The organism is Leisingera caerulea DSM 24564 (genome assembly GCF_000473325.1).
In the GTDB taxonomy this organism is placed as follows: Bacteria; Pseudomonadota; Alphaproteobacteria; order Rhodobacterales; family Rhodobacteraceae; genus Leisingera; species Leisingera caerulea.
On sequence record NZ_KI421513.1, the window covers coordinates 2,138,882 to 2,158,171 of the forward strand.

Here is a 19,290-nt window from a genome sequence, read left to right on the forward strand (position 1 = left end):
CGAACGGTCAAGCCGGGGCCAACTGGTTTCGAGAAACACGAATGTTTGTTTCGAATTGCGCTCTGCCTTTACGGGTCTTTCGCGGGCAGCGTCCGGAACTCCTCGGCCAGCCAGGGGAAGCGTGCACTGATCGGGTCAGTGAAATGGTGGCACAGGGACTTTTGCAGCGCCTCGTGGATCAATTGCGAGGTGGCTGCCGGATAGACGTTTGTTGTGAACAGCGACACCGTGCGGGCAAAGCTCTTGCCCGGAAACCGAACCACCTTCACCTTGTCGTGGAAGCGCTGGGCGCGGTGGTAGCTGGCTGCGGTGGTCACGGTCCAGCCGCTGCTTTCGGCAACGAGGCCGATGATCGACTGGTTGCATTCCAGCTCAAACCGGTTTGGCAGCGAGATTTTAAGCCGGGTCAGCTGGGTTTCGATCTGTTTGCCGATGGTGTGGTCGCGGGAATAGCGCAGGAAGGGCAGCGGCGCTTCCGGCTTGGTCAGTTCCTCAATGCTGCCGGTGTACCCGGCCGGCACCACCAGAATGAACGGATCGCGCATCAAGGGGTACTCGATCAGATCCGGCAGCAGCCCGGCCGGGCGGGTGGCAACACCGGCATCCAGTTTCTGCTCCTGCAGTTTTGCGATGATCTCATGGCTGGGCCGGGTGTAGTGGCGGAAATTGCAGCGGGGCAGGGCGGTGGACAGGAACTGGAACAGCTCCGGGCCGACTTCATTGTCGAAATCATCCAGCAGCGCCATCCGCAGATCGGTGGCGTGCTGCCAGCTGCCGGAACGGATTTCCGCCTCGCCGCGCTTCAGTGTCATCAGCCCTTCATAGACATAGCGGGCAAAGACCACCCCGGCCGGGGTCAGCCCCATCGGGCGGCGGGTGTGATCCACCAGATCAACACCCAGCGCGCTTTCCAGGCTGCGCAGATGGTTTGAAACGGTGCTGATCGACAGGCCGGTTTCCGCAGCGACTTTTTGTATTGATCCGGACTTTGAAATAAGCTGGAACACTTCCAGCCACCTCAGGCTCAGGGATTTCTGCACAGGCTGCACCTCCTGTTCACCAATGTGTTTCCGTTAAAAACGAAACTAAGTTTTACTTTGGGCGGAAAAGCAACTTTATTCTACTGTGTATTTTCTTCCCGGATATGGTTTGCCGTGCAAAAATATATGTCCGAGGCCCGCATTGAACGGACCCGGAATTCCACTGGGAGGAGATCCAACATGATTAAAAAGTATCTGCTGACGACTGCTTATGCCGGTATCGCGGCCCTGTCTGCCTCGCAAGCCTCTGCCTTGGATGAGATCACCGTCGCCTATTTCCTTGAATGGCCGATGCCCTTCCAGTTTGCCAAGGCCAATGGCACCTATGAGGAGGAGATGGGCGTCAAGATCAATTGGGTGTCCTTCGATACCGGCACCGCGATGTCGGCTGCGATGGCCTCTGGCGACGTGCAGATTGCCGTGAGCCAGGGCGTGCCGCCGTTTGTGGTGGCAACTTCTGCCGGGCAGGATCTCCAGGCGGTGGATGTGGCGGTGAGCTATTCGGACAACGATAATTGCGTGGTGGCCGAGGCGCTGGAGATTGACAAGGACAGCGCCGGCGAGCTGAACGGCAAGAAAGTCGGTGTCCCGATCGGCACCGCGGCGCATTACGGCTTCCTGTCGCAGATGGCGCATTTCGGGGTCGACGTCGGCTCAATGGAGATCGTCGATATGGCACCTGCTGACGGCGCGGCGGCCTTTGCCCAGGGCAACCTGGACATGGTGTGCGGCTGGGGCGGCGCGCTGCGGCGGATGGTGGAGCATGGCAACGTGCTTCTGACCGGTGCGGAGAAGGAAGAGCTGGGCATCCTGGTGTTCGACGTGACCAGCGCACCCGCGGAGTTCGCCGAGTCGGAAGGCGAGCTGCTGAGCAAGTTCCTGAAGGTGACCGCAGATGCCAACGCCATGTGGAACTCCGGTGACAAGAAAGACGAGATGCTGCCGGTGATTGCCAAAGACGCCGGTATGGATCTTGCGGATGCCGAGGCCACCATCGCCACCTTCACCTTCCCGTCAGCAGAAGAGCAGCTGTCGGAGAAGTGGCTGGGCGGCGGCGCGCAGACATTCATGAAAGGCGTGGCAGACATTTTTGTGAATGCGGGCAGCATCGAGGCGGCGCTGGATTCCTATGAGGGCGCCGTCAACAGCGCTCCGCTGGAAGCCGCGCAGAACTGACCCGCAGCGGTCTGAAGATGTCGAACGGCCCGGTTTTCGGGCCGTTTGCATCCGGGGTTGCAGGGCGGATGCCGCAAGGCCCTAACAGGAAGGGGAGAAGATGTCGGGACTGGACATCAAAAATGTCTCCATGCGTTTTGACCTGCCCAACGGCAGTTCGGTCCAGGCGCTGAAAGACGTTTCATTGAATTTGCAGGCAGGAGAGCTGCTGTCGGTGCTGGGTCCGTCGGGATGCGGCAAGACCACGCTGCTGAATATCCTGGCGGGCTTTCTGGCCCCAACGGAGGGGGTGGTGGAGCTGAACGGCCACGTGGTGACCGGGCCGGACGCGGAACGCGGCATGGTGTTCCAGAGGGGCGCGCTGTTTGAATGGATGAATGTGCGCGACAATGTGGAATTCGGCCCCCGGATGAAGGGCATGGGCAGGGCGGAGCGGGAAAAGATCTCCGACCACCTGCTGGAAATCGTCGGCTTGCAGGACTTCAAGGAAAAGGCGGTTTACGAGCTGTCCGGCGGCATGCAGCAGCGGGTGGCGCTGGCCCGCTGCCTGGCGAATGAGCCGGACGTGATCCTGATGGATGAGCCGCTGGGCGCGCTGGACGCGCTGACGCGGGAAAAGATGCAAGGTTTGGTGCTGAAGCTGTGGAAGGAGACCGGCAAGACCATCATCCTGATCACCCACTCGGTTGAGGAGGCGCTGCTGCTGGGCGAACGGCTGATCGTGATGGCGCCGCGCCCGGGCCGTATCCACCGCGAGTACCAGCTGCCTTTTGCCGAGCGCGGGGTGAATGCCGATCTGCGCGACGTCAAGAAATCCGAAGGCTTTGCCGAGACCCGCGATGAGATCCTTTCGATGATCTGGGAGATGGAAGAGGAGATCATGGGCCGGACGGAGCAAGTGGCATGACGGTTCTGCTGTTCTACGTTGCGTTGTTCGCCGGCGCCTTCTTCCTGGTGAAATTCATTCGCAAGGGCATGCAGTCGCGGCATGATTTTACCAGCCTCAAGACCGTGACCTTCGGCGATGAAAGCGCTGTGAGCCCGGACCGGGCGGCGTCGATCATCTCGGTGCTGGTGATCTTTGTGATCTGGGCGGCCTTCACCGGCTCCAAGCTGTTTCCGCTTCATGTGCCAGGGCCGTTTACCGGCGAAACCACCTTTACCTATACGCTGGAAAACACCGAGGGCAGCACCGATGACGCGGAAGTTGCTGTCCGGGTGGCCGGGTTCGGCGAGGCAAGCCCCAAGTTCGAGGTGGACCCTGGCAACGGCTTTGCCAAAAACGATGCGCTGGCGGCGCAGGCCGGGCGGTCCACGACTCTGATCTTCGACCGCAATGATGAGGCCAAACGCAAGGAGGGCGCCAAGGTGGTCGCCATCAATGGCGAGCCGATCGGGCCTGGCACGGCTGTCGACACCGGCGATGGCACGGTGACGCTGACCGGCAAGGGCGCAATCAGCTTTACCCCCAGCGCCGGAATGCAGATGAACCCGATCTGGCTGCCGGCACCGGAAACGGTGGTGGCGCGGTTCTTTGAAATCGCATCCGAAGGATATCAGAACTTCTCGCTGTGGCAGCACCTGGGCTGGTCTCTGGCACGGGTGATTGCCGGGTTCGTTGCCGGCGCGATTGTCGGCATTCCGCTGGGCTATGCCATGGGCCTGTCCGGGTGGTTCCGCGGCTGGTTCGACCCGATTGTGGAATTCATGCGCCCGGTGCCGCCGCTGGCGCTGATCCCGCTGGTGATCATCTGGTTCGGCATCTGGGAAACCGGCAAGATCGTCCTGCTGTTCCTCGCCGCACTTTGGATCATGACGATTGCGGCGCGGGCCGGGGTGTCCGGCGTGAACATCTCAAAAATCCACGCGGCCTATTCGCTGGGGGCGTCCAAGTGGCAGATCATGCGCCATGTGATCGTGCCGAACTCGCTGCCGGAGATTTTTACCGGTGCGCGGGTCGCCATGGGCGTCTGCTGGGGCACGGTTGTGGCCGCCGAACTGGTTGCGGCGCAGAAGGGCGCAGGGATGATGATCATCGCCGCGTCCAAGTTCCAGCTGACCGATATCGTGATCATGGGCATCGTGCTGATTGGCATCATCGGCTATGGCATCGACATCCTGATGCGCAAGGCGGAGAGCTGGCTGGTGCCGTGGAAAGGCCGCAGCTGATCGCAAGCTGAAAACCGCAACGCAAACGCCCGGGCATTTCCCCGGGCGTTTTGCACTTCAGGACGGGTTCAGCCGCGAATGCGCTCAAACTCCGGGTCGTATGGAGACGGCGCGATGACGGTGGCAGGCACAAGATCACCGCAAAGGTCGAGCTGCATCGTGCTGCCTTCCACCGCAAGTTCCGGTTTCACAAAAGCATACGCCAGGTTCAGTCCCGTCCGGTGCCCCCAGTCGCCGGAGGTCACGGTGCCCACAACCTGATTCCCCTGCATCAGCGACGCGCCGCCATGTGCCGGGGCGCGGGTGGCATCCACTTGCAGCGTGACCAGTTTCTTGCGGACGCCTTCGGATTGGCGTTTCAGCAGGGCTTTGCGGCCGATGAAATCGTCTTTCTCCAGCTTCACGAACCGGTGCAGCCCGGTCTCGAACGGGTCGAACTCGGTGATCAGGTCGGCTTTCCAATGCAGGAAGCCCTTCTCCATCCGCATGGACTCGACCGCTCGGGCGCCAAAGAGTTTGAGGCCGTGCTCTTCGCCAGCCTTCCGCAGCGCCAGATAGGCGGCGTAGAGCGAGGCGTTGGGGACGTGGATTTCATAGGCCAGTTCGCCCGAAAAACTGACGCCCAACACGGTGGCAGGGGCAAAGCCTATGAAGCATTCACGCACCGACAGCCACGGGAAGGCCTCCCGCGACCAGTCGCCCCGGGCGCAGGCTGAAAGCACATCCCGTGCCCGGGTGCCGGCCAAGACCAGGATGGTCTGGTCATTGGTGAGGGAGCGGATCTGCACGTCCTCGCCGGGCCGGATGTGCTGGCTTAGCCAGTCCATGTCATGAGATTCACTGGCGGCGGCGGAACCGTACCAGATACGTTCGGGGCCTCTGTCAGAGGCAGGCAGGTTAGCGACTGTGGCCTCGCCCTTGACCATGCCATGGCGGTTCAACAAGTAGCCAAGCCCGACGCGGCCCGTCCGTTTGGTGACACTGCCGCAGAACATGCGGTCCAGGAATGCATGGCGGCCGGTTCCGGTGATCTCGAACCGGTTAAAGCCGTTGACCTCGGCCAGGCCAGCGTTCTCTTGCACGGTCTTCACCTCGGCGGCCACCACGCCGAAAGCCTCGTCAAAGTTGAAGGTGAGCGCGGCGTGAAAGTCAGGCGAGGGCTTGAAGTAATCTACCCGCTCCCAGCCGTTCACCACGGTGAACTCGGCGCCCTCGGCGGCCAGCACCGGCGTCAGCGGTGTGGTTTTAGCCGGGCGGCCCGCCGGACGATGCTCATGCGGGAAGTGGAAGCGGAATTCGTTCTGATAGTCCTCAATTGCCTTGAGCGCAGTCAATTCCACATTGGCATGGCCCGTAAAGCGGCGAGGATCGAGACACCAGGTGTCATAACACGCCTCGCCATGCACAATCATCTGCGCCAGCAGCCAGCCATGCCCGCCGCCTTCGCCTAGGCCCGCACGCAATCCGATGGCGCAGAAGGCGTTGCGTTTGCCGGGGATCGGGCCAATCAGCGGCGCACCGTCGATGGTGTAAGTGATCGGGCCGTTGACGATGGTGCGTATGCCCGTCTCGCGAAGGGCAGGCATCCGTTCAAATGCGCCCTCCAGCACGTCCATCACCCGGTCCAGATCATCGGGGCACAGGGCATTCACGAAGTTCGGGTCGATTCCGTCCATGCCCCAGGTCTTGCAACCCTGCTCGTAGAATCCGATCAGCAGGCCGTTCTTTTCCTGCCGGCAATAATAGTCCGAGATCGGGCAGCGGATCAGCGGCATCCGGTGGCCTGCCTCTTTGATGGCGGGGATGTCCTCGGTCAGAAAATACTGATGCTCCATCGAGGCGACCGGGTGATGCACCCCCATCATTGCACCGACCTCGTTCACCCGGTATCCGCAGGCATTGACGACGATATCGCAGTCGATATCACCGTGTTCCGTGTGCACGGTCCAGGTATCGTCCTTGTGCTGGGTAAGCGCGGTCACTGGCGTGTTGCGGTAAATCTCGGCGCCGGCCTTACGGGCCCGCCGGGTCAGGGCCTGGCACAACTGCGCCGGGTCGATGTCACCATCCAGCGGATCCCAAAGGCCGCCTGCCAGGTTGCAGGTGGAGATCAGCGGGTGGCGGCGGCCGCATTCCTCGGCGCTGATGATCTCGAAATGCACATCCATGCCGCGCGCCATCGAGGCGAAATGCCGGTACCCCTGCATCTGCGCCTCGGTATTGGCGAGCCTTATGCCGCCGTCGCCGTGGTGGTAGTTGATCGGATAATCCGGGTCCCCGGCCAGCTCCTTATAAAGGTTGATCGAGTGGGATTTGAGCCCGATCATGGTCTGGTTCGTGCCGAAGTTCGTCACCTGCGCTGCCGAATGCCAGGTGGTGCCGCTGGTCAGCTCGTCACGTTCGATCAGGACAACGTCGCTCCAGCCTTCCACGGTGAGGTGGTACAGAGTGGAGCAGCCGGCAATGCCGCCGCCGATCACCACAACCTTGGTGCGCGATTTCATAACGATGAGCCTCCGGGTAGGTCTGAACCGACTAAGCACCCGGAAGCAAGCGGCGGCAATGCGGCCGGCTGTTTTTCGCAGAAATTCGAAAGCGTGCTTGCAGGAACTCAGAATGACCAGCTTGCGATTGCCAACCGAAGGCCGCGGCAGGCACTGCGGTTAGGGTATTTGCCGCATAAGGCCATGAAACGGCAGAGCCTTAAGTCAAAAAAGGCGCACCCAGGGCACAGGCGGCCGGCCGCGGAAATATTGCGGGCTGAAACTTTCTTACGGGCTGAGATTTGGTCTTGCGGACCGTCAGCCTTGCGCCCCCGATACCAAGCGGGGCGTAACGGACCGCTGTTCCAAGGCGGCGCTGAGGCACACCGGATGGACCGCAACAGGCAGCAGAAGCGCGACGCCGCCGGGGCGAGGGGAAATCGCGCCGGTCCTGAGGAAATACATGCCCGTTGACGGCTCGGCCCGGGCAAACGCACACTGCCGGGCAACGGTGGAGCATATATCCTATGGAAATGTCGCAGATGGCCGCAAATTGTGCTGAAACTGGCGTCATGCCGAGGAGGTTGACCGGCAATCTGGCCTTATCATTTTTCCAAACTGTATCTGTCGGAGCTATGCAAGCCTCCGCAAGGTTTCACCGTTCAAAAAAGAAAATAATGAACACAAGTCCAAAGGGAGAATTGATCAAATGACTGTAAAGGCGAAAGTTTCGCGGCGCGGGCTGCTGCAGGGGGCGGGGGCTGCGGCTTTGGCGGCGCCGCTTTATTCGAAAAGCGCGCTGGCGTCTTCGGGGGAAGTGAACATCCTGATGTGGTCGGACTACCTGCCGCCGGAATTCATTTCCGGCTTTGAGGCCAAGACCGGCATCAAGGTGAACTACACCGGCATCGGGTCGAACGAGGAAATCATCAACAAGATGAAGGCCACCAAGGGCCAGGGCTTTGACATCGTCAGCCCGACCAACAACCGCTCGCTGCAGTGGGGGCCGCTGGAGCTGCTGAAGCCCTTCGACATGAGCAAGGTGAACATTGATGCGGTGAACCCGGCGATGGCCAAGATCGGCACCGATGCCTGGAACTTCGGCGGCCAGGGCGTGCATTGGCTGCCGCATATCTGGGGCACCGAGGGCATCGCCTACCGCACCGACAAATGGCTGCCCGCGGGCGATGCGCCGTCCTACGGCGACGTCTGGAGCGAGGAGAACGCGGGCAAGACCATGGGCCGGGCGCATTCGATGATGCTGGGCGCAGGCCTTTACATGGAAGCCTCGGGCGAGATGGAGCCTGGCTCGATCTGGGCGGCTTATGACGACGAGGAGACCATGCGCAAGGTCTGGGGCCAGGTCACCGACTGGTGCGTGGCGCGCAAGGACCGGATCAAGCTGATCTGGAACGATGCCGACACCCAGAAGAACGGCCTCCTGAACGAGGGCGTGGTGGTCGGGCAGACCTGGGACGGCCCGCCGCTGGCGCTGAAATCCGCAGGCGAGCCGGTGCATTACCAGGCGCCGGTCGAGGGCGCGATGGCCTGGGTCGACGGCATGTCGATGCCGGTGGGGGCGCAGAACGAGGAGCAGGTCTATGCCTTCATCGACTATGCCTACCAGCAGGAGCCCGCAGGCAAGGCGATCGACAGCCACGGCTACAACTCGCCGGTGCTGGGCGCCGACAGCTTCTCCGGCGATGTCTACAAGAAGAACTTCGCCGAGGCCTATCCGGGCGACAGCCTGGCCAATCTGAACCCCTGGCCGGCCGAGGCGCCCTGGTACGCCGACGTGCGCACCGAGTTCGTCAACAAGTTCAAGAGCGCCTGACGCCCGGGCGCGCGATCACACCGGCCCCCGAACGGCGTCCCGGGGGCCGGCAGCGCGCCGGTGCGGCGCAGTAACATACCACCATGAAATGGGGAGGCAGGCCTGGCGGGGCCGGTGGCAGGCCACCGGACTGGCAGCTGCACCCTGGGGAGAAGCCAAATGAGTGCTGGGGTCGGCGTTGATCTCGAGAACCTGTGGATCCGCTTCGGCGACTTTGTTGCCGTGCGCGATGCCAATGTGACCATCAACGGGGGGGATTTCTTCTCCTTCCTGGGGCCGTCGGGCTGCGGCAAGACAACCATCCTGCGCGCGGTCTCGGGGTTTCTGGAGCCCAGCGACGGCCGCGTCCTGATCGGCGGCAGCAACATGAAGGGGATCGGGCCGAACAAGCGCCCGACGGCGCTGATCTTCCAGAACCTGGCGCTGTTCCCGCTGATGAAGGTCTGGGAGAACATCACCTTTTCGATGGAAATCAAGGGCGCCTCGGCCCGCGAGCGCCGCAAGCGCGCCGATGAGCTTTTGGACATGATCGCGCTGCCCGGCCAGGGCGGCAAGCTGCCCTCGGAACTGTCGGGCGGCCAGCGCCAGCGGGTGGCGATTGCGCGCGCCCTGTGTGCAGAACCCGATGTCCTGCTCCTGGACGAGCCGCTGTCAGCCTTGGACCTGAAGCTGCGCCAGCACATGCGCACCGAGCTGCGCGAGATCCAGCAGCGGGTCGGCATCACCTTCATCTACATCACCCACGACCAGGGGGAGGCGCTGACCATGTCCGACAACATCGCGGTGATGAAGGCGGGCGTGATCGACCAGATCGGTGACGGCAAGACCATCTACAATGACCCCGCCACCGCCTTTGCCGCGTCTTTTGTGGGCGAAAACAACGTCTTCCGCGGCAGGATCAAGCGGGTGATGGGCGATGAGGCGCTGATCGCCACCAACCGCTCCGGCGAGCTGGTGGCGCGCATTTCCAGTGCCAACCAGGGCAGGATGAAAGAGGGCGACGAGGCGATGATGTTCATCCGCCCGGAGGCCTTTGCGCTGGCGCCGCAGGGGGCCAGCGGCGATCACTTCGTCACCGCCCGCGTCAACCACGAGGAGTTCGAGGGCAATGCCTTCAACATCTTCATGGAAGGCGACGGCGGCAAGGAGCTGAAGGTCTCGATCCCCAACCTGGGCCAGTCGTTCGACGATCACACCGGCCAGAACATCACCCTGGAATACGAGACGAAAAACGCCGTCATCGTGCCTGCGGGCGAGCTGGCCGCGGAATGAGGAGGCCCGGATCATGCCAAGCTTCCTGAGGGAGTTCTTCAAACGCAACGGCACCGGCATGGGCAGCCTGATGCTGGGGCTGGTCCTGTTCTGGACCATCGGCCTCATCATCCTGCCGCAGCTGTCGATGCTCGACTTTTCCTTCCGCCCCAACCTGCCGCCGCCGGAAATCGGCGGGCCCAGGGACGTCTACACGCTGGAGAATTACAAATACCTGATCTACGGCCCCGAGGGCGGCAGCCAGGACTATAACGCGGTCGACCTCAAGGTGTTCTTCCGCACCCTGGTGGCGGCGGTCTGCGTTACAATCTTCAACCTGATCCTGTGCTACCCGATCGCCTATTACCTGGCCCAGACCAAGGGCAATCACATCCGCATCTTCGCGCTGATGCTGATCATCCCCTACTGGATCAACGAGATCCTGCGCGCCTTTGCCCTGCGGATCATCTTCGGCGAGACCGGGGTTCTGAACAACGCCCTGGTCGGCCTGGGGATTTTCGACACGCCCTTCGACTTCATCCGCAATGACATCGCGCTCTATGCGGGTCTGGGCTACGCCTACATCCTCTTGATGATCTTCCCGATCTACAATGTGATCGAGAGCCTGGACCGCAACCAGATCGAGGCAGCGCGGGACATGGGCGCCAGCTGGACCAAGATCCACCGCAGGGTGGTCATCCCCTATGCCAAGCCGGGCATCAGCTCGGGCTGCACCATGGTGTTCATGCTGTCGGCGGGCGCGCTGGCGGCGCCGCAGATCCTGGGCGGGCCGTCCAGCTTGTGGTTCACCCAGCTGATCTATCAGCAGTTCAACGACAACTCCGACTGGCCGCAGGGCGCAGCCTATGCGGTGGTGCTGCTGGTCACCTGTATCCTGCTGGTGCTGGCCGTCATGCGGCTCTTTAAGGTGAACATGGGGGATATCGGCAAATGAAGTCCTTCTCCTTTATGCGCCTGAGCCTGTGGGTCTATCTGGCGATCTTCTTTGCCTATCTCTTGGGCCCGCTGGTGATCATGTCGGCCACCGCCTTCAACTCGCCGTCGTTCCCGCGGATGACGCCCTGGGAATGCCTGACCTTCGAGTGGTTCGCGGCGCTGTTCCGCGACGAGCGGATCCTGAACGGCATCTGGAACTCGATCCTGGTGGGGGCGGGCACGGTGGTCCTGTCGGTGGCGATGGGGCTGGCGGGCGCCTTGATGCTGACCCAGATCTGGCCCAAGCTCAGGGCGACCTATTACACCATCATCATCGCGCCGATCCTCATTCCCGGCGTGGTGCTGGGGATCTCGACCCTGGTGTTCTGGGACCGGATCAACCGGATGCTGGGGCTGGGGGCGGACAGCTGGCTGTCGAACGGTCTGTTCCTGACCATCATCGGCCAGTCCACCTTCATCGCCAGCTACTGCATGCTGGTGCTGGTGGCACGGCTGCAGCGCTATGACACCGCGCTGACCGAGGCGGCGCTGGATCTGGGCGCGACCCACGCCCAGGCCTTCCGCAAGGTGCTCTTGCCGTTCATGCGGCCCGCCATTGCCTCGGCCGCGGTGCTGGCGTTCCTGGCGAGCTTCGAGAACTACAACACCACCACCTTCACCTTCGGCGAATACCCGACGCTGACCATCGAGCTGGCGCAGAAGGTGCGCTATGGCATCACCCCCGCGATCTCGGCGCTGGCCTTCATCATCGTGGTGCTGACGGTGATTGCAGCATTGGCCAATGAGGCCTCGATCCGCCGCAAGGAGCTGGTCGCGGCGGCGCGCCAGAAGGCCACGGTGGAGGAGCTGGAAAGCGGCAGGCTGCGGCTGCCCGGCTTCCTCAGCTCCAACGCCGCGGCGGTGGCGCTGGTGGTTGTGGCCTGCGCCACGGTGGCGGTGGTCGGCACCGCATCGGTCTACAGCCCGGCGCAATGCATCGCCGATGTGCAGGAGCAGAAGCGGCTGGAGACCGAACAGCGCATCCAGGAGCTGCGCCGCCAGCGCGAGCTGCGCCGCCAGGAGCAGCTGGAGCAGCAGGGCGGCAGCCCCGCCCCGGCCCCAAGCGCGCCCGCAACCGGCGGCAGCTCCGGCTTCGGCGGCGTCTTCGCCCCCGGCAACCTGTCCGGCGGCAGCGAAGATGGCGCAGAGGCGGAGCAGGACCCGCAGGACAGCGGCGCGGGCAGCAGCTCCGGCTTCGGCGGCGCCTTCGCCCCCGGCAACCTGTCCGGCGGCAGCGATGACAGCAGCTCAGGCAACTGAAACCGGAAATAAAACAGAAAAGGCGGCCGAAGGGCCGCCTTTTTCATGACTGGGACCGGGTGCTTTCAGGCCAGAGACCCTGCCGGATGGCGGTCTGCGTAATACTGTTTGCGAAAAGCCTGCGGACTGGTCTTGTACTCGCGCTTGAACCATTCCGTCAGGCTGCTGCGGGAGCCGAAGCCGGTGGCGGCGACTATTTCGGCCAGCGGCAGGGTGGTGTGCAGCAGCAATTGGCGGGCCTTTTCGATGCGCAGCTTGCGGTAGGCGGCCAGCGGGCTGGTGCGGGCCTTTTGCTGGAAGCGGCGCTCCAGCTTGCGGGGCGAAACGCCGGCCTGCTGGGCAATGTCGCGGATCAAAAGCGGCTCTTCGAGGTTCTGCTGCATCAGGTCGAGGATCTTGACGATCAGCGCATCGCCGCCTGCGGTCTGGCGCAACTGCAGCGAGACCTTGGACTGTTCCGACACAGGCCCGAAGGCAAGGCCGAGGTAATCGCAGACCGCATCAGCGATGAACGGCCCGCGGTCGGCGCGCAGGAAGCCTGCCAATACGCGCAAGGCAGCAAAGCTGCTGACGGCGGTGCTGATGCGGCCTGAATTCGTAATCAGAGTGCCAGCCGGGGCGCAAGCCAGCTGCTCTTCCTCTGCGGCGGCGGCAAAGTTTGAATGCACGGCGCTTTCAACCGGTGCATTTATCCCGGTTTCGGGCAGCAGAAAAATGGCGCTGCCGGCAAAGAGGCTGCGCTGTGCCTGGCGGCAGATCCGCTGCAGGCTGGCCTTTTCGCCGGAGTTGAGCGGCCAGCGGCTGGTAATGCCGCCGAGGAAAATCACCGTTTGCGGCTTCCATCCGGGGGGAACTGCGCGCATCTGCGAGCTGAGGTTGCGCACGGCGGTGCGGTAGCCGCTGTCGGGGAACAGATCATTGGCGGCGCGGAAAACTTCGCAGATCATCTGGGCCGCGGCAGGGGGCTCTGACTGCGGCAGAATGATTTCGACGTCGTGGAGGCGGGCCTGCGCCACGTTGTCAGCGGAGCGCCGGGACGCTGGCACGGTCAGCGGTTCGAGACGGGACATCATTCTCTCCTCTGAGCGGTCATGCGGGGGTGCAGCGCTGGGGGGGGCTGCGGGGGTGCCCCGCCGGGCAGGCCGGCGGGGCGGGAGGCCTGACGGATCAGGCCTCGCTTTCTTCGTACTCCGACATCGGCGGGCAGGTGCAGACCAGGTGACGGTCGCCGTAGGCGTTGTCGACCCGGTTCACCACCGGCCAGTATTTGTCGACACCCAGGTTGCCCGGCGGGAAGCAGGCCTGTTCGCGGCTGTAGGGACGGTCCCATTCGCCGACCAGGTCGCGCACCGTGTGCGGTGCGTGCTTGAGCGGGTTGTTCTGCGCGTCGATCTTGCCGTCGATGATGTCCTGCGCCTCCGAACGGATTGACAGCATGGCATCGCAAAAGCGGTCCAGCTCATCCTTGGGTTCGGATTCTGTCGGCTCAACCATCAGCGTGCCTGCCACCGGCCAGGACATGGTCGGTGCATGGAAGCCCGAGTCGACCAGGCGCTTGGCGATGTCGTCCACGGTGACGTCGCCTTCCTCTGCCAGCGGGCGGGTGTCCAGGATGCACTCATGCGCAACGCGGCCCGTTTCCGAGGTGTAGAGGATCTTGTAGGCCTCTTTCAGGCGCGCCGCGATGTAGTTGGCGTTCAGGATCGCCACACGCGTCGCCTGGGTCAGGCCTTCGCCGCCCATCAGCAGGCAGTAGGCCCAGCTGACCGGCAGGATCGAGGGTGAGCCGAACGGAGCTGCCGAGACCGGACCCACGGCGGTGCCGTATTCCGGGTGGCCCGGCAGATGCTCTGCCAGATGCGCCTTGACGCCGATCGGACCCATGCCGGGGCCGCCGCCGCCATGCGGAATGCAGAAGGTCTTGTGCAGGTTCAGGTGGCTGACGTCGCCGCCGATGTCACCCGGACGCGACAGGCCGACCATGGCGTTCATGTTGGCGCCGTCGATGTACACCTGGCCGCCGTGCTCATGGGTGATGCCGCACACCTCCTGCACGGTGGTCTCGAACACGCCATGGGTGGACGGGTAGGTGATCATGCAGCCTGCGAGATGGTCAGAGTGCTTTTCTGCCTTCTCGCGGAAGTCGGCCAGGTCGATGTTGCCGTTGTCATCCGCCTTGATCGGAACCACTTTCCAGCCAACCATCTGTGCAGAGGCCGGGTTGGTGCCATGTGCGGAGGTCGGGATCAGGCAGACGTTGCGGTGACCTTCGCCGCGGGCGGTGTGGTAGTTGCGGATGGTCAGCAGGCCCGCGTATTCGCCCTGCGCGCCGGAGTTCGGCTGCTGGGAGATCGCGTCATAGCCGGTGATCTGGCAGAGCTTGTCGTTCAGATCGGCGATCATCTGGTGGTAGCCCTGCGCCTGGTCCTCCGGGCAGAAGGGGTGCAGGTTGCCGAATTCCGGCCAGGTGACCGGGATCATTTCGATGGTCGCGTTCAGCTTCATGGTGCAGGAGCCCAGCGGGATCATTGCACGGTCCAGCGCCAGGTCGCGGTCGGCCAGACGGCGCATGTAGCGGGTGATCTCTGCCTCGGCCCGGTTCTTGTGGAAGATCGGGTGGGTCAGATACTCGCTTTCCCGCAGCGCATAGTCGGGCAGGCGGTAGGCGCGGTTCTTGACGCTGTCGTCCTTCTTCCCGATGCCGAAGGCGCCCCAGACCGCTTCGATGGTCTCGGCGCGGGTCTGCTCGTCCAGCGAGATGCCGATACGGTCTTCACCCACCTTGCGCAGGTTCACGCCGCGGGCAACGGCCGCTTCCATGACGGTTTTCTGCAGCGGGCCGACTTCGACGGTGATGGTGTCAAAGAACACTTCCGGCTCCACCTTGAAGCCGTGCTCCTCCAGACCAGCAGCCAGGCGCGAGGTTTTGCGGTGCACCGACTGGGCGATGGCCTTGATACCGTCGGGGCCGTGGTAAACCGCATACATCGACGCGATGACGGCCAGCAGCGCCTGCGCGGTGCAGACGTTGGAGTTGGCTTTTTCGCGGCGGATGTGCTGTTCGCGGGTCTGCAGCGCCAGGCGGTAGGCCTTGTTGCCGCGGGCGTCAACCGACACGCCGATGATGCGGCCGGGCATGGCGCGCTTCAGCTTGTCGGTGGTCGCCATATAGGCCGCGTGCGGGCCGCCATAGCCCATCGGAACGCCAAAGCGCTGGGTGGAACCGATGGCAATATCCGCACCCATCTCGCCGGGCGACTTCAGCAGCGCCAGCGCCAGGATGTCGGCGGCGACAACGGCGATGCCCTTGTGCTCATGGATGGCTTCGATTTCCTTGGTGAAATCACGCACATGGCCGTAGGTGCCGGGATACTGGAAGATCGCGCCAAACACCGCGCCCGGGTCCAGCTCGTCCGGATCGGCAACCACCACGTCGATGCCCAGGGGCTCGGCGCGGGTCTGGATCACGGCGACGGTCTGCGGGTGGCAGTTTTTATCGACAAAGAAGGCCGCGTTGTTCGCCTTGGAGCGCGAGCCGCGGTGCGCCATTGCCATGGCTTCGGCAGCGGCGGTGGCTTCATCCAGGAGCGAGGCGTTGGCGATGTCCAGGCCGGTCAGGTCGCTGACCATAGTCTGGAAGTTCAAGAGCGCTTCAAGACGGCCCTGGGAGATTTCCGGCTGATAAGGGGTATAGGCGGTGTACCAGGCCGGGTTTTCCAGGATGTTGCGCAGGATCGGTGCCGGCGTGGTGGTGCCGTAGTAGCCCTGGCCGATCAGCGAGGTCAGAACCTGGTTCTTGGAGGCCACCTGCTTCATGTGGAAGAGGGCATCGCGCTCGGTCATCGCCGGGCCCCAATCCAGCGCCTCTTTCTGGCGGATGGCGGGCGGCACGGTGGCGTCGATCAGCTCGTCCAGGGTTTTAAAGCCGATCACCTGCAGCATATCGCGCATCTCGGTCGGAGACGGGCCGATATGGCGCCGGTTGGCGAAGTCGTAGGCTTCGTAATCGGTAAGTTTGAAGGCCATTTAAAGCGCTCCTGTATGAAGGTCACGCCCGGCCGGAAGCGCAGGAGCCTCCGGCGGGGATATTTTTAGCCAGATGAAAAGCGGATCCGGGCGGGTTGCGGCGGGTCCGCCAGGGGCCTCAGCCGATCAGGGCCTTGTAGCCGTCCAGATCCATCAGATCGTCCAGCTGGGAGGCGTCGGAGATCTTGATCTTGTAGATCCAGGCATCACCTTCCGGGCTTTCGTTCAGCGCGGCGGGGTTGTCGGCCAGGGTTTCGTTCACCTCGATCACTTCGCCGTCCAGCGGCGCGTAGATTTCCGACGCGGCCTTTACCGACTCGATGACGCCGATCTCGCCGCCTTTTTCGAACTCGTCGCCGGCTTCGCGCTGCTCGACAAAGACAACTTCGCCCAGCTGGTCGGCGGCGTGCTTGGTAATGCCCAGAGTTGCAGTGTCGCCTTCAACGGTGATCCACTCGTGGTCTTCGGAATAATAGGTGGCCATGTTGACTCTCCTGATGATGTCTTAGCGTTTGTAGTTCTGAGTGACGAAAGGCAGGGCGACGATCTCAGCCGGTTGCGCCTTGCCGCGGATGATGAGGTTCACCTTGGTTCCCGGCGCGGCATGGTCGGCCGCAACATAGCCCATGGCGACCGGGCCGCCGACGGTGGGGCCGAAGCTGCCCGAGGTGATGGTGCCGAGAGTATCGCCGCCTTCGCTTTGAACTTCCACACCCTGACGGGCGGGGGCGCGGCCTTCGGGTTTGATGCCGAGCAGTTTCTTGGACGGGCCCTCGGCCAGTTCCTTCTGGATGCGGGCGGCACCGGGGAAGCCGCCTTCTTCCTTGCGGCGCTTCTGGATGGCCCAGGAGAGCGACGCCTCGATCGGCGAGGTCGACTGGTCGATGTCGTTGCCATAGAGGCAAAGGCCGGCCTCCAGGCGCAGGCTGTCGCGGGCGCCGAGGCCTGCCGGTTCGCAATCGTCATGGGCCAGGAACAGTTTGGAAATGCGGATGGCATCGGCTTCCGGGATCGAGATTTCGTAGCCGTCCTCGCCGGTGTAGCCCAGGCGCGAGATGCGGCACTCGGCGCCGTCAATGTCTGCCACGGTGGTTTCCATGAACTTCAGGTCACGGGCGGCGGGGCAAAGTCCGCCCACCACGTCCTCGGCCTTGGGGCCCTGCACGGCAACCAGCGCGCGGTCGAAGATCTCAGTCACTTCGACGCCGTCCAGGTTGGCCTGCATGTGCGGGATGTCCTGGTGGCGCAGCGCGGCATTCACCACGACAAAGTAGTGGTCGCCGGCGTTGGAGACGATCAGGTCGTCCATGATGCCGCCGTCTTCGTTGGTGAAGAAGCCGTAGCGGGCCTTGCCCTCTTTCAGGGAGGCATAGGCCTGCGGGCAAAGCGTTTCGAGCTTCTCGCCCACATTGTCGCCGCGCAGGATCACCTGGCCCATGTGGGAGACGTCAAACAGCGCGGCCTTTTCGCGGCACTGCTTGTGCTCGCCCATGATGCCCATGGGGTACTGGACCGGCATTTCCCAGCCGGCGAAGTCGACCATCTTGCCGCCAAGCTCGACGTGCAGGTCATAAAGCGGGGTGCGTTTGGGTGCGTCGGTCATCCTGTGCAGCCTTTGAATTTTTATGGTTTCGGGGTGGGGGAGGGCGCAGGGCGCGCCCTCCCGGAGGGATTACTCGGCAGCGTGGCCGGCTTCTTCCGATTTGCCGCCGGTGGCGAAGAACTCTTTCGTCACCTTGAAGACGATCGGGCTCAGCAGCGCCAGGGCAACCAAGTTCGGGATGGCCATCATCGCGTTCAGCGTGTCAGCCAGCAGCCAAATGAAGCCCAGGTCGGCAGTTGCGCCAAAGTAGATCGCGATGATCCACAGGATGCGGTAAGGCAGCATCACCTTCACACCGAACAGGAACTCCATGCACTTCTCGCCATAATAGGACCAACCGAGGATGGTGGTGAAGGCAAAGATCGACAGTGCGATGGCGATCAGGTAGCCGCCGATGCCCGGAAGCGAGGTTTCGAACGCCAGCGAGGTGAGCGCCGCACCGGATTCACCTGAGGTCCAGGCGCCGGACGCGATGATCGCCAGTCCGGTGATAGAGCACACGATGATCGTGTCGATGAAGGTGCCCAGCATGGCGATCAGGCCCTGGTTGACCGGGCCTTTGGTCTCAGCCGCTGCGTGGGCGATCGGGGCAGACCCCAGGCCTGCTTCGTTGGAGAACACGCCGCGGGCCACGCCAAAGCGGATCGCTGCCCAGACTGCCGCACCGGCAAAGCCGCCTTCGGCTGCGGACGGCGTGAAAGCATAAGTGAAGACCATGCCGAAGGCGGTGCCGATTGCATCTGCGTTGATGACCAGCACGATCAGGCCGGCGATGATGTAGCTGACCGCCATGAACGGAACCAGCGCGCCGGCCACAGCGCCGATGCGGGTGATGCCGCCCAGGATCACAGCGCCGGTCAGAACCATCAGCACGATGCCGGTGATGGAGGTGCTGAAGCCGAAGTTGGCTTCCAGAACCTGCGCCACGCCGTTGGCCTGCACGCCGTTGCCGATCCCGAAGGCCGCGATGGAGCCGAACACGGCAAAGGCGACGCCCAGCCAGGCCCATTTCGCGCCAAGGCCGTTCTTGATGTAGTACATCGGGCCGCCGACATAGTTGCCCTCTTCATCCTGTTCGCGGAATTTCACGGCGCAGACGGCTTCGGAGTATTTGGTGGCCATGCCGACCAGCGCAGTCATCCACATCCAGAACAGCGCGCCCGGGCCGCCGAGGAACACGGCGGTGGCGACGCCTGCGATGTTGCCGGTGCCGATGGTGGCCGACAGGGCGGTCATCAGCGCGTTGAACGGGGTGATCTGGCCTTCGCCGGTGCCTTCACGGCCCTGGAACATCAGGCCAAAACCCATGCCCAGTTTCCGGATCGGCATGAACTTCAGGCCAACCTGAAGGAAGAAGCCGACGCCGAGAATGAGGACCAGCATCATCGGCCCCCAAACCACGCCGTTTACGGCTCCTACGATTGAATTTAACGCTTCCATGGGTCTCCTCCC

The 19,290-nt window shown here is 63.1% G+C and carries 14 protein-coding genes; 7 read left to right on the plus strand and 7 right to left on the minus strand.

The genetic code is table 11. The features are described from left to right. Positions 1 to 68: 68 nt before the first annotated feature. Positions 69 to 1,040 carry a LysR family transcriptional regulator gene (locus tag CAER_RS0117635; protein WP_027236599.1) on the minus strand — a complete coding sequence of 324 codons (972 nt, stop codon included), beginning with the start codon at positions 1,038 to 1,040 and terminating at the stop codon, positions 69 to 71. Positions 1,041 to 1,220: 180 nt separating this feature from the next. Here CAER_RS0117635 and CAER_RS0117640 point away from each other — a divergent pair, with 180 nt between their 5' ends. The 3 genes from CAER_RS0117640 (at position 1,221) to CAER_RS0117650 (ending at position 4,385) form a co-directional block, all read left to right on the plus strand. Next, positions 1,221 to 2,216: a taurine ABC transporter substrate-binding protein gene (locus tag CAER_RS0117640; protein WP_027236600.1), complete on the plus strand. Its 996-nt coding sequence runs from the start codon at positions 1,221 to 1,223 to the stop codon at positions 2,214 to 2,216. A 100-nt stretch (positions 2,217 to 2,316) separates the two neighbouring features. Further along, positions 2,317 to 3,123 carry a taurine ABC transporter ATP-binding protein gene (locus CAER_RS0117645; RefSeq protein ID WP_027236601.1) on the plus strand — a complete coding sequence of 269 codons (807 nt, stop codon included), beginning with the start codon at positions 2,317 to 2,319 and terminating at the stop codon, positions 3,121 to 3,123. After that, entirely contained in the window at positions 3,120 to 4,385 is a 1,266-nt protein-coding gene (locus tag CAER_RS0117650; RefSeq protein WP_027236602.1) for an ABC transporter permease, read from the plus strand. The genes CAER_RS0117645 and CAER_RS0117650 overlap by 4 nt, the downstream gene beginning before the upstream one ends. Before the next feature lie 68 nt (positions 4,386 to 4,453). On the opposite strand, the gene CAER_RS0117655 is transcribed toward CAER_RS0117650, so the two are convergent. Then, entirely contained in the window at positions 4,454 to 6,889 is a 2,436-nt protein-coding gene (locus tag CAER_RS0117655) for a GcvT family protein (RefSeq protein WP_027236603.1), read from the minus strand. Between the two features lie 688 nt (positions 6,890 to 7,577). On the opposite strand from CAER_RS0117655, the gene CAER_RS0117660 reads away from it, so the two are divergent. The 4 genes from CAER_RS0117660 to CAER_RS0117675 all read left to right on the plus strand — a co-directional run bounded on the left by CAER_RS0117660 (position 7,578) and on the right by CAER_RS0117675 (position 12,209). Continuing rightward, complete coding sequence (locus CAER_RS0117660) at positions 7,578 to 8,702, plus strand: extracellular solute-binding protein (RefSeq protein WP_027236604.1); 1,125 nt, start codon at positions 7,578 to 7,580, stop codon at positions 8,700 to 8,702. Positions 8,703 to 8,861: 159 nt separating this feature from the next. Beyond that, positions 8,862 to 9,974 carry an ABC transporter ATP-binding protein gene (locus tag CAER_RS0117665; protein WP_027236605.1) on the plus strand — a complete coding sequence of 371 codons (1,113 nt, stop codon included), beginning with the start codon at positions 8,862 to 8,864 and terminating at the stop codon, positions 9,972 to 9,974. Positions 9,975 to 9,987: 13 nt separating this feature from the next. Continuing rightward, positions 9,988 to 10,908 (plus strand): ABC transporter permease, encoded by a 921-nt coding sequence (locus CAER_RS0117670; protein WP_027236606.1) that lies wholly within the window; start codon positions 9,988 to 9,990, stop codon positions 10,906 to 10,908. Then, the gene (locus tag CAER_RS0117675; protein ID WP_027236607.1) at positions 10,905 to 12,209 is read left to right on the plus strand and encodes an ABC transporter permease; all 1,305 of its coding nucleotides are present in this window, start codon (positions 10,905 to 10,907) and stop codon (positions 12,207 to 12,209) included. The genes CAER_RS0117670 and CAER_RS0117675 overlap by 4 nt, the downstream gene beginning before the upstream one ends. A 65-nt stretch (positions 12,210 to 12,274) precedes the next feature. Here CAER_RS0117675 and CAER_RS0117680 read toward each other — a convergent pair whose 3' ends face one another. The 5 genes from CAER_RS0117680 to CAER_RS0117700 all read right to left on the minus strand — a co-directional run bounded on the left by CAER_RS0117680 (position 12,275) and on the right by CAER_RS0117700 (position 19,278). Continuing rightward, positions 12,275 to 13,279, minus strand: a complete 1,005-nt coding sequence (locus CAER_RS0117680) for a helix-turn-helix domain-containing protein (protein WP_245597379.1) — start codon at positions 13,277 to 13,279, stop codon at positions 12,275 to 12,277. A 97-nt stretch (positions 13,280 to 13,376) separates the two neighbouring features. Further along, positions 13,377 to 16,235, minus strand: a complete 2,859-nt coding sequence (gcvP, locus tag CAER_RS0117685; protein WP_027236609.1) for an aminomethyl-transferring glycine dehydrogenase — start codon at positions 16,233 to 16,235, stop codon at positions 13,377 to 13,379. A gap of 118 nt (positions 16,236 to 16,353) precedes the next feature. Then, a complete protein-coding gene (gcvH, locus tag CAER_RS0117690; RefSeq protein ID WP_027236610.1) occupies positions 16,354 to 16,719 on the minus strand; it encodes a glycine cleavage system protein GcvH in 366 nt (121 codons plus the stop codon). 21 nt (positions 16,720 to 16,740) lie between these two features. Continuing rightward, positions 16,741 to 17,838, minus strand: a complete 1,098-nt coding sequence (gcvT, locus tag CAER_RS0117695; protein ID WP_027236611.1) for a glycine cleavage system aminomethyltransferase GcvT — start codon at positions 17,836 to 17,838, stop codon at positions 16,741 to 16,743. Positions 17,839 to 17,907: 69 nt separating this feature from the next. Continuing rightward, positions 17,908 to 19,278 (minus strand): alanine/glycine:cation symporter family protein, encoded by a 1,371-nt coding sequence (locus tag CAER_RS0117700; protein WP_027236612.1) that lies wholly within the window; start codon positions 19,276 to 19,278, stop codon positions 17,908 to 17,910. Between the last annotated feature and the right edge of the window lie 12 nt (positions 19,279 to 19,290).